Source organism: Streptomyces sp. NRRL S-87 (genome assembly GCF_000719335.1).
GTDB lineage: Bacteria > Actinomycetota > Actinomycetes > Streptomycetales > Streptomycetaceae > Streptomyces.
The window spans coordinates 1-10,500 of the sequence record NZ_JOGB01000103.1; the positions used below are offsets into that span (position 1 = coordinate 1).

Here is a 10,500-nt window from a genome sequence, read left to right on the forward strand (position 1 = left end):
AAAACCCTCAACTGGGAAACCCCCGCCCAGCGCCTACATAAACTACTCGCGGCCTGACCCACACAACCACGTGTTGCAACGACCCCTAGAAACCGCCGGGGGCTCCGCCCCTGGCCTTCGGCCACCCCAGGCCCGGGCCTGCCTCCGGACCAGCCTGCCATACCGCCTCAAGAGGCTCCCCCACACACCACGGGACGCTCTCGCTTCGAGAGGCCGGGCGGGGGGCGGGGACCGGAGCGAAGGCAGCTGCGGAGGTCCGGGTTCGGGAGGCGGATGCCCCGCCGAATCCGCAGCTGGTCCGTATCCTCGCCTCGTGTCCGGGCCGGAGGTGGCGGGACAGCACGACCACGGCGGAGGGAGCGGACCGGCATGCCGGAACAGTCGGAACAGTCGGAGCAGACGGAGCCGACGCATCAGAACGAGCGAGCGAAGCAGCCGGACCAGCAGGTGCAGCCGGTGCAGCAGGAACCAGGGTCGGGGCCGGAGTTCTCCGGGGAGCGGCCCGAGCGGGCGCTGCCCGCCACCAATGCGGTGGCGGGCGTCGGAATGATCGTGCTGGACGCGGCGGGGCGGGTGCTGCTGGGGCTGGCCCATGACGGGCGGTGGGAGCTGCCGGGCGGCAAGACGGATCCGGAGGAGAGCTTCGAGGCTGCTGGTGCACGGGAGTTGGCGGAGGAGACGGGGCTGCGCGTGGCGGCGGCGGGGGTGCGGGTGCTGGCCGTGTTGAAAGACGCCAAGGGCGGGGTGAGCCGGGTGACCGCGGCGGCGCTGGCGGAGGGCGCCGAGGGAGAGGCGGTGGTGACCGAGCCGGACAAGATCGTGCGGTGGGAGTGGTTCGCGCCGGAGGCGCTGCCTGCGAGGATGTTCGAGCCCTCGGCCGCGGTGCTGAAGGTGTGGCGGCCCGAGTTGACGGTGCCGGCGGTGCCGGTCCACTGCTACCCGGTCGTTCCGTAGGCGTCTGCTGCCCCTCTGGCCCGTACGGCGCGGCGCCCCTCACGCCCGTACGGCGCGGTGCGGGGCGAAGCTGCCTTCCGCCAGGTCCTCGACGAGCAGGCGTTTGGCGATGGCGTCGACCGCGGCCCGGAGTTCGGGCTTGTCCGGGCGGCCGCCGCGGTCCTTCTCCAGCTCGTTCGCCAGCCACTCCCCCCAGGCTCGCGAGATCACGCCCGCCTCGCGCTGCCCGGCCGGGGTGAGTGAGAAGTAGGAGTCCTCGTGGCTGAGGAACCCCTCCTCGATCATGCGGTCGAAGACGGGGACGAGCACCTCGGGCGGCAGCCCGCGGCGGGCCGCGATCAGACCGAGCCGGGCGTGCCCGACGGTGCGGGTGTGCATGTCGACCTGCATGACGGTCCAGGCCCCGGCCATGTCGAGCCGGGTGTCGGAGGCGGTCACGATGCCGCGGGCGGTGTCCGGCCCCATGCCGCGCAGGATCTTGGCGACGGCCAGTTCCAGCAGTTTGGCCGAGTCGCCACTGGTGGTGGGGGACCCGAAGCCCTCGCCCATATCGGTGGAGCCGGCCCGCGCGCTGTCGCGCAGCCGGACCTGCTTGAGGAAGAACGCGACGACGAAGCCCACCGCGGCGACCGGTACGGTCCACAGGAACACGGTCTCGATCGTGTCGGCGTAGGCGTCGACGAGGGGGCCCGCCTGGGCCGCGGTGAGCCGGTGCACGCCTTGCGGGCTCTGCGCGGCCAGGGTGAGCGCGGCCGGGTCGGCGCCGGTGGTGCGGGCGGATTCGGCGATGCCGCGGGCGAGGTTCGGGCCGAGGCTGTTGGCGTAGATCGTGCCGAAGACGGCGGTGCCGAACGAGCTGCCCAGCGTACGGAAGAAGGTCACGCCGGAGGTGGCGGTGCCGAGGTCCGCGTAGTCGACGGTGTTCTGCACGGCGATCGTCAGGACCTGCATGCACAGGCCGATGCCGGCGCCGAGGACCAGCATGTACAGGGACGACAGCCAGGTCGAGGTACCCGGCCCCATGAGGGAGAGCAGGTACAGGCCGATGCCCATCACCGCGCAGCCGACGATGGGGAAGATCCGGTAGCGGCCGGTCTTGCTGGTGACGTTGCCACTGAAGACGGAGGCGACGAGCAGGCCGAGGACGAGCGGGAGGGTCCGCACGCCGGAGATGGTGGCCGAGTCGCCGTCCACGTACTGCAGGTAGGTCGGCAAGAACGTCATCGCGCCGAGCATCGCGAAGCCGACGACGAAGCTGAGGACCGAGCAGACGGAGAAGACGGGGTTGCGGAACAGCCGCATCGGCAGCATCGGTTCGGCGGCCCGGGTCTCGGCCACACAGAAGAGGGCGAGTGCCACGGCGCCGCCGGCGAACAGGCCGACGATGACGGGCGAGCCCCAGGCGTACTCGTTCCCGCCCCAACTGGTGGCGAGGATCAGCGCGCTGGAGCCGATGGCGACGAGGGCGATGCCGAGGTAGTCGATGCGGGGGCGGACGGCGGAGCGGACCGAGGGGATGGTGCGGGCGGCGGCCGCGACGACGAGGACGGCGATGGGGACGTTGACGTAGAACGCCCAGCGCCAGCTGAGGTGGTCGGTGAACAGCCCGCCGAGCAGCGGCCCGATGACGGTGGCGACGCCGAAGACCGCGCCGATGGCGCCCTGGTACTTGCCGCGTTCGCGCAGGGGGATCACGTCGGCGATCAGGGCCATCGAGGTGACCATCAGGCCGCCGGCGCCCACGCCCTGGACGCCGCGCCAGATGATCAGCAGGAGCATGTTGGTCGACAGGCCGCACAGGAACGAGCCCGCGATGAAGACCACGGCCGATATCTGGAAGATCACCTTGCGGCCGAACAGGTCACCGAACTTGCCGACCAGGGCGGTCGCCACGGTCTCGGCGAGCAGGTAGGAGGTGACCACCCACGACATGTGGGCCGCGCCGCCGAGGTCGGCCACGATCGTGGGCAGCGCCGTGCCGACGATGGTCTGGTCGAGGGCGGCCAGCAGCACACCGAGCATGATCGTGCCGAAGATGACGTTGCGCCGTCGGCGGTCCAGTACGGGCGGGGGCTCGCCGGTGGCGGCGGGGCCGGGCTCGCGGGACTCGCGGACAGTGGTCACACCAAGCACTGTCACACCGCTGACCGGCCCTCCGCACGCGGCGTTGGGCCGTACGGGACCACTGACCTCCGGTTGCTTCCGGTTGCTTCCGCCTGCTTCCGCTTGCTCAGCTCACTTCCGCCTGCTCCGGCTCACTTCCCCTTGCTCCGGCTCACTTCCGCCTGCTTCAGCTCGCTTCCGCTGCTTCCGCCTACCTCCGCAGGTACGCGAGCCCGGGGTGGGCCGCCGCGTACCCGTCGAGCAGGGTGCGTGCGACGGCGACCGAGTCGACCAGGGGGTGGAGCGCGAAGGCCTTGACGGCCTCGGCGCGGGAGCCGCTCGCGGCGGCGGCCAGCACCGCCCGTTCGACGGCCTTGACCGCGGTCACCAGCCCCACGGCGTGGTAGGGCAGCGGGTCGACCGCCAGCGGGTGGGCGCCGTTCGCGTCGACCAGGCAGGGCACCTCGATCACGGCCTCCGCGTCGAGTGCGGCGAGCGTGCCACGATTGGCGACGTTCAGGATGAGGGTGGTCCGCTCGTCGCGGGCGACGGCCCGCATCAGGGCGAGGGCGACCCGTTCGTACCCGCCGGACTCCAGGTCGCTCTCCGCCCGCTCGCCGGCGCCGGCCGCCTCGCGGTTCTCGGCCATGTACGTGGCCTCGCGCTCGGCGCGGGTGCGCTCCCAGGCGGCGAGGGCGGAGCCGTCGGGCCGGGCCGCCTCGGCGTAGAACCGGGCCTGCTGGTCGAGGAGGAAGGCGCCGCGGGTCTGCTTCGCCTCCTGGTAGGCGCGTACGGCCTCGCGGTTGAAGTAGTAGTAGTGCAGGTACTCGTTGGGGACCGCGCCGAGGGAGCGGAGCCACTCGGCGCCGAACAGCCGGCCCTCCTCGAAGGACTCCAGGGCCTGCGGGTCGGCGAGCAACCGGGGCAGTTCGTCGCGGCCGTCCACGCGCAGGCCGCGCACCCAGCCGAGGTGGTTGAGTCCGACGTAGTCCACGTACGCGCGTGCGGGGTCCGCGCCCAGCGCCCGGGCGATGCGGCGGCCCAGGCCCACCGGGGAGTCGCAGATGCCGATCACCCGGTCGCCGAGTTCCTCGGCCATGGCCTCGGTGACCAGTCCGGCGGGGTTGGTGAAGTTGATGGTCCACGCGTCGGGGGCCAGCGCGGCGATCCGGCGGGCGATGGCGCGGGCGACGGGGACGGTGCGCAGCCCGTACGCGATCCCGCCCGCGCCCACCGTCTCCTGTCCCAGGACGTTTTCGGCCAGGGCGACCCGCTCGTCGGCGGCGCGGCCGGGGAGGCCGCCGACGCGGATGGCGGAGAACACGAAGTCCGTGCCGCGCAGGGCGTCGTCGAGGTCGGTGGTGGCGGTGACGGCGGGGGCGTCGGGGACGCCCGCGGCCTGTTCGGCCAGGACGCGGGCGACGGCGGTGAGCCGGGCCGGGTCCTCGTCGTGGAGCACGACGCGGGTGACGCGGCCGTCGGCCCGGTCCCCGAGGAGCGCTCCGTAGACGAGGGGCACCCGGAAGCCGCCCCCGCCGAGGATCGTCAGTCGCACGTCGCCGTACCGCCTTTCGCACGGCGCGGTGGCACCGGGCACCGCGCTCCGCGCCCAGTCTCCCCCCTGCGGGGGCCGGCGGGGGACGCTCGGGGGCCGGCGGGGGACGCTCGGGGGCCGCGGAGCCCGCCGCAGCGACGGGTTCCGGCCGTCCGGCACGCGCCTGCCTGGCAGGATCCGGAAGCGCCGGGCCGGGCGCCCTCCGGGGACCCGCTACTCGTCCTTGAGCGGCGGTACGGCGCGCAGCCGCGGCGCGTGCTGCGCGCGTGCGGCCGGGGCGCCGGCGGGCTTGCCGTACGGGGTCTGCGGGGCCGACAGCACGAGGGTGATCCGGGTGAAGCCCATGCCGTCCAGGAGGGGGCCGGTTTCGGCCACCATGCGGCAGCGGGCCCGGCCCCAGCGCGGGTCCGGGTGCCGGACGGCGAGCACCCGTCCGTCGCGCTCGGCGGCGTCCTGCCCGTAGGTGCCCAGCCAGTGCGGGACGCCGTAGCGGAAGGCGGCCTCCATGAACGGGTCGCGGGCGATGTCCTGGCGGATGGAGTCCAGTCCGCGGTCCTCCGGGTCCGCGGCGTACGCGAGGGAGAACTGCGCGAGCAGCGGGACGCACCAGCCGGGCTCGTGGTCCTCGAGCACGGCCGCCGCGTCGGGGTGGAACAGCACGAAGCGGAGGAAGTTGTCGTCGGGCAGCGCGGTCGGATGCGGCCGGACGGACTGGAAGAGCTGGTCGAAAGCGGAGTTGGTGAGGGCCACGTCCCAGCGCCGGTCCACGAGGAACGACGGGTAGGGCACGGCCTCCATGAGCGCGGCGTAGTCGCGGAGGTAGTCGCGCTGGTCCGGATCCTCCGGAAGGCGGCTTCCCTCGGCGGGGCGCCAGGTCTGCGGCGGGTCCCGGTCGACGAGGACGCGGAACATCCAGAACCGCTGCTTCTCGCTCATCTCCAGGGCCTGGGCGAGGGCCAGCAGTTTGCGGTCGGTCCATTCCTTGACCAGCCCGCGCTCCCAATTCCCGTACGCGCGCACGCTGATTCCCAGCCGCGCGGCGATGTCCTCCTGGCTGAGGCCCAGCTCCTCGCGGCGCTGCCGCAGGAGTTCCTTGCGCCGCTCCGTCCGGATTGCTCCGCGGGCGGTGTCTTCGCCCGCCGGGCGCTCCTGGCCGGACCGCGCGAGGGCGTCGGACGGGCCCACCGCTGCGAGATGTGGCACCGAGAGCTCCCCCTTCTCACGGTCTGCGATCTTCATTTCCGTGTGGCGATCCTGCTACCAGCGTCAATGGAGTGTCAACTATTGTGGCAATTCCAGCCGATGGACGCCTCATTCACGCCACAGCTGTGGCAAGTTCTGGCCCTGAGGCAACTATTGGGGTTAGCCTCCTCTGGTCCACCGCGTGTCCGTACCAATCTCGCGTGATCTAGGAGAATCCACTGGTGACAGACGGCTTTCCGGCTCCCGTCCCAGTGGCCACCGCATCCCTGGCGGCCACCGCCGCGCGCGTAGCCGAACTCGCCAACACGCTCGGACGGGCGCATTCCGAAGTGTTCAACCTCCGGCGCCTGTCGGAGGCCTCCGGCGTCCCCGCCGACGTGGTCAAGGCGCTCCTCGACGGCCGCCCGGCCGGCGAGCCCGACCTGCAGGCCCGTTTCCTGCAGCGTCTCGACCTGCTGCGCCGCACCCGCGTCAAGCCCAACGGCCGGCGCTACACGCAGCAGGAGATCGCCGACGGCGCCGGCATGTCCCGCCAGCAGGCGGGCGCCCTGATCAACGGCGACCGGCGGCCCACGATGGAGCACTGCGACGCGATCCAGCGGTTCTTCGGCGTGCACGCCGGTTTCCTGACCGCGCACGACGGCGACGCGCTCAACGACGCCCTGCTGCGCACCGAGCAGCAGCTGCTCCAGGACTTCGCGGTCCGCGAGCGCGAGACCGTACCCGCCCAGGCCTCCGCCGGCGACCCGCTGGCCCGGCTGCTGCAGGACCACGGAGTGCGCGGGATCGCCTGGCGCGCGGCCCAACTGCCCACCGACAAGCACCGGGACAAGGTCACCGAGTGGCTGGACATGCTGCTCGAGAGCGTCAAGCCGACGGAGTCCTGAGGACCCCTCCGCAGCCCGGGCCGCTCCGGCACCGGGCCGCCGCGCAGCCCCGGCCCACGACGGCCCCCGACGCCCGAGCGCGTCCCCACGAACCGCAACGAAGCCCGATGAAGTCCCGATCCTGATCCGGATCCGCCGACGGGGAGAACGGTGAGCATAGCCAGAGAGCAGCGGCGGCTGTGCGCGGAGCTGGTGGCCGGCCTCCGGCTCCCCGTCCCCGCGGCACCCGCGGACCTCTACGCCGCCCTGTGCGAGGGCATGAGCAAGCACCGCGGCCGGCCGGTCCAGTTCCGGATGGCCTCGTTCCCGCCCGGCACCGCCAGCGGGCTGTGGCTCGACATGGCGGACCGCGACCTCGTCGTCGTCGAGGAACGCACCGCGCCCGACCACCAGCTGGTGATCCTCGGCCACGAGCTGTGGCACATGAAGGCGGGCCACTGCAGCCACCACGTCGACGGCGCCGCCGTCGCCGCCCGCCTCCTCTCCCAGGAGGCCGACCTCAGCGCCGCCGTGCGGGTCCTCGCCCGGACCCGCTTCGACGCCCGGGAGGAGACCGAGGCCGAGACCTTCGGGCTGCTCCTGGGGAGCAAGTGCCGCGCCTGGCTGCCCGGCTCGCGGCGCGCCGGCGGGGCCGGCCTGGACCAGATCGCCGGACGCATCGAGGAGTCGCTGGGGTACCGAGGGCCGCGGGGCTGACATGGGAGCGAACGGCCTCGACATGTACGTCCCGGCTGCAGCGCTCGCCCTGGCGTTCGCCTGCAAGCTGCCCGGTCTGGTGCAGGACTGGCGCAATCCGCTGCTGCGCGCCGTCTGCATCCTCCTGCTGGTGGCGAGTTCGGTGTTCTTCTTCGCCGCACCGCCGACCATCTCCACCGTCAACCGCATCACCGGCGTCCCCAACTTCTCGGCGCCGCTCGTCTACTGCATCCTGACCACGTTCAGCGCCTGCTGCCTCCTCCTGATCAACCACTGGCGCGGCGGGCCGCCGGAGCACCGGCGGCGGATCTCGCTGCTGTGCGGCGGGGTCTACGCCGCCGTGACGGCCGGCCTGATCGTCCTCTTCGCACTGGGCGACGCACCGGTGGAGCGGCTGCGCGACCTGGACACGTACTACGCGAACACGCCGTTCATCCGCGAGATGATCGTGCTCTACCTGGTCGCCCACACCGTCGGCGCTGTCGTCATGACGATGCTGTGCCTGCGCTGGTCGCTGCGCGTCCACGGGTGGCTGCGCGCCGGGCTGCGGATGATGGTGTCGGGGTTCTTCCTCGACATCGGCTTCGACATCGTCAAGTTCACGGCGGTCCTCGCGCGCTGGGCCGGGCACGACCTCGACTACCTGAGCACGTACGTGGCCCCGCCGCTGGCGTCCGTGTCGTCCTTCGGCGTGGCCGTCGGGTTCGTGCTGCCCCTGGTCGGCCAGCGGACCTCCGCGAGCTGGCGGACCTGGAAGGCGTACCGGGAGCTGGGCTTCCTGTGGCGGGTGCTGCGCGAGGCCGGGCACCCCGACGCCCGGCCCGTACGGATGGCCTGGTGGTCCTCGGGCGAGCTGCGCATCACCCAGCGGATGGCCGACATCCACGACGGCCTGCTGGGCCTCGACCCCTACTTCGACCACGCGCTGCGCGAGCGGACCCTGGCCGGGGCCCTCGCGCGCGGCACCGACGCGGAGTCCGCGGCCGCCGAGGCCGACGCCGCGACGGTCGCCGACGCCCTGCGCGCCAAGGCCGCCGACCCGGAGGGCCGCGTCATCGGCTCGGCCGACGCGTACACCTGGTCCCGGACCAACTCCCGCGCCGAGCTGACCCGGATCTCCGTCGCCCTGCGACGCGCCCCCGCCACCGGGTTCGCCGAGCCCTCCGAACGCCCACTCCCCGGTGCGGACCGCCGAGAAAGCAGCCACACATGACCGGATCCTCCGTCAGACGACCGTCCCCCTCCCCGTCCCGCCCCGGGGCCGCCCCCCGCACCGCCGCGGACGGCCGCCGGGGCCGGGCCGTGATCATCGGCGGGAGCCTCGCCGGCATGCTCGCGGCGGCCGCGCTCAGCCCGTACGCGGAGGAGGTCGTGATCGTCGAGCGGGACGTGCTGCCGACCGGCCCCGAGGGGCGGCGCCACCTGCCCCAGGGCCGGCACGGGCACATCCTGTGGTCCGGCGGCTCCGAGGCCATGGACGCACTGCTCCCCGGCACGATCGACCGGTGGAAGGCCGCGGGCGGCCGCAAGATCCCGCTGACGCAGGGCATGGTCTCGCTCTCGCCCCGCGGCTGGTTCCGGCGCTGGCGGCCCACCCACCACATCGTCGCGTGCGGCCGGGACCGGCTCGACTGGGTCGTACGGGAGGCCGCGCTCGCCCTGCCCGGCGTACGGCTCATGGAGGGCACCCAGGTGCTCGGCCTGGCGGGCGGCGCCCGACGGGTCACCGGCGTACGCGTGCGTCCCGCACCGGGCGGAGCCACCGAGCCCTCCCGGACCGGCAGCGCAGCTGCCGGCGGGGGGGACGGCGGCAGCCCCGCGGCGGGCCCGGCGGCCGGCGAGCGGGTCCTGTCCGCCGACCTGGTCGTCGACGCCTCCGGGCGCGGCACCCGCGGCCCCGTCTGGCTCGACGCCCTGGGCGTCCCGGCCGTCCCCGTGGAGGAGATCGACTCGGGTCTCGTGTACGCGAGCCGGCTCTACCGCGCTCCGGCGGGGGTGGGCGAGCTGCCGGTGGTCAACATCCAGGCCGCGGCGCGCGAGCGCCGCCCCGGCCGGACCGGGACGATCATCCCGATCGAGGACGGGCAGTGGATCGTCACCCTGTCGGGGACCCGCGGCGCGCAGCCCACCAGCGACCCCGACGCGTTCGAGTCGTTCGCCCGCGAACTGCGGCACCCGCTGCTGGCCGACTTCCTGGCCCGCGCCGAACCGCTGGGCAGGGTCCACACCTTCGCCAACACGGCCAACCGGCGGCGCCGCTACGAGCGCTCGCGCACCATGCCCGAGGGCTTCCTGTCGGTCGGGGACGCCGCGGTGGCCCTCAACCCGGTCTACGGGCACGGCATGTCGGTGGCCGCCCAGTGCGCGGTGGCCCTGCGCGACCGGGTGGCCGCCCGCGGCCTCACGGCGCCGGGGCTGGCGGCCGAGGCGCGGCAGCGGATGGCCGGACCCATCTCGGTGGCCTGGGACCTGGCCACCCGCCAGGACGTGTTCTTCCCCGGTTCGACGGGCCGCCGCCCCGGGCCGGCGGACGAGCTGATCCAGCGCTACGTCGACCGGCTCATGTACACGGCCACGGGCGACTTCCACGTGGCCACGGCGCTCACCGACGTGATGACCCTCTCGAAGCCCGCCTCGCGGCTGGTGCGGCCGCGGGTACTGCTCCACGCACTGCGCGGGCCGGGACTGCCGCCGCTGTCCGGTCCCGCGCTCACCCGGGTCGAGCGGGACTGCCTGGCGCTCCCCCGGGCGGACCGCCCGGATCGGACGGACCCTGCCCCCGCACACCGCCCGCCCACCGCGCGCCCGGAGGCCGACCCGGACCCGGTCGCCGGACCCGCCTGATCCGAACGGGACGTCCGAAACCAGCCGTCGTCATCCGACCACCGTCATTCGACCACCCTGACCCGACCACCCGTCCTCCGACCAACCGCCCTCCGGGCCCCCGTCCCGCAGCCCCCGCCAGGCCGTCCCGTGGTGTGTGGGGGAGCCTCTTGAGGCGGTATGGCAGGCTGGTCCGGAGGCAGGCCCGGGCCTGGGGTGGCCGCAGGCCAGGGCGAAGCCCCAAAGCCCCAGGGGTGGGCCTGCCGCTGGGGGCACCTC

General features: G+C 73.7%; 8 protein-coding genes. 5 read left to right on the forward strand and 3 right to left on the reverse strand.

Going from position 1 to position 10,500, the window contains the following annotated elements; genetic code table 11:
• The first annotated feature begins 369 nt into the window (after positions 1 to 369).
• The gene (locus IF43_RS0134645) at positions 370 to 954 is read left to right on the forward strand and encodes an NUDIX hydrolase (protein ID WP_078910675.1); all 585 of its coding nucleotides are present in this window, start codon (positions 370 to 372) and stop codon (positions 952 to 954) included.
• A gap of 39 nt (positions 955 to 993) precedes the next feature.
• Here the strand turns inward: IF43_RS0134645 and IF43_RS0134650 are convergent, their stop codons facing one another.
• From IF43_RS0134650 to IF43_RS0134660, 3 genes are all read right to left on the reverse strand, one after another.
• A complete protein-coding gene (locus tag IF43_RS0134650; protein WP_107048670.1) occupies positions 994 to 2,976 on the reverse strand; it encodes an MDR family MFS transporter in 1,983 nt (660 codons plus the stop codon).
• A gap of 292 nt (positions 2,977 to 3,268) precedes the next feature.
• The gene (locus IF43_RS0134655; RefSeq protein WP_030210549.1) at positions 3,269 to 4,612 is read right to left on the reverse strand and encodes a 6-phospho-beta-glucosidase; all 1,344 of its coding nucleotides are present in this window, start codon (positions 4,610 to 4,612) and stop codon (positions 3,269 to 3,271) included.
• Between the two features lie 213 nt (positions 4,613 to 4,825).
• Positions 4,826 to 5,851: a helix-turn-helix domain-containing protein gene (locus tag IF43_RS0134660; RefSeq protein ID WP_234332644.1), complete on the reverse strand. Its 1,026-nt coding sequence runs from the start codon at positions 5,849 to 5,851 to the stop codon at positions 4,826 to 4,828.
• Positions 5,852 to 6,036: 185 nt separating this feature from the next.
• Here IF43_RS0134660 and IF43_RS0134665 point away from each other — a divergent pair, with 185 nt between their 5' ends.
• The 4 genes from IF43_RS0134665 to IF43_RS0134680 all read left to right on the forward strand — a co-directional run bounded on the left by IF43_RS0134665 (position 6,037) and on the right by IF43_RS0134680 (position 10,242).
• Entirely contained in the window at positions 6,037 to 6,702 is a 666-nt protein-coding gene (locus tag IF43_RS0134665; RefSeq protein ID WP_030210556.1) for a helix-turn-helix transcriptional regulator, read from the forward strand.
• Positions 6,703 to 6,852: 150 nt separating this feature from the next.
• Complete coding sequence (locus tag IF43_RS0134670; protein ID WP_199922836.1) at positions 6,853 to 7,398, forward strand: toxin-antitoxin system, toxin component; 546 nt, start codon at positions 6,853 to 6,855, stop codon at positions 7,396 to 7,398.
• 1 nt (position 7,399) lies between these two features.
• The gene (locus tag IF43_RS0134675) at positions 7,400 to 8,611 is read left to right on the forward strand and encodes an MAB_1171c family putative transporter (RefSeq protein WP_063753450.1); all 1,212 of its coding nucleotides are present in this window, start codon (positions 7,400 to 7,402) and stop codon (positions 8,609 to 8,611) included.
• Complete coding sequence (locus IF43_RS0134680) at positions 8,608 to 10,242, forward strand: hypothetical protein (protein WP_063753451.1); 1,635 nt, start codon at positions 8,608 to 8,610, stop codon at positions 10,240 to 10,242. Before IF43_RS0134675 ends, IF43_RS0134680 begins: the two co-directional genes overlap by 4 nt.
• Positions 10,243 to 10,500: the final 258 nt, after the last annotated feature.

What these genes read in the sequence shown, in the direction of transcription:
- IF43_RS0134680 (WP_063753451.1), top strand. Translation starts at nt 8,608, where the DNA reads ATGACCGGATCCTCCGTCAGACGACCGTCCCCCTCCCCGTCCCGCCCC.
- IF43_RS0134660 (WP_234332644.1), bottom strand. Translation starts at nt 5,851, where the DNA reads ATGAAGATCGCAGACCGTGAGAAGGGGGAGCTCTCGGTGCCACATCTC.
- IF43_RS0134650 (WP_107048670.1), bottom strand. Translation starts at nt 2,976, where the DNA reads ATGCTCGGTGTGCTGCTGGCCGCCCTCGACCAGACCATCGTCGGCACG.
- IF43_RS0134645 (WP_078910675.1), top strand. Translation starts at nt 370, where the DNA reads ATGCCGGAACAGTCGGAACAGTCGGAGCAGACGGAGCCGACGCATCAG.
- IF43_RS0134675 (WP_063753450.1), top strand. Translation starts at nt 7,400, where the DNA reads ATGGGAGCGAACGGCCTCGACATGTACGTCCCGGCTGCAGCGCTCGCC.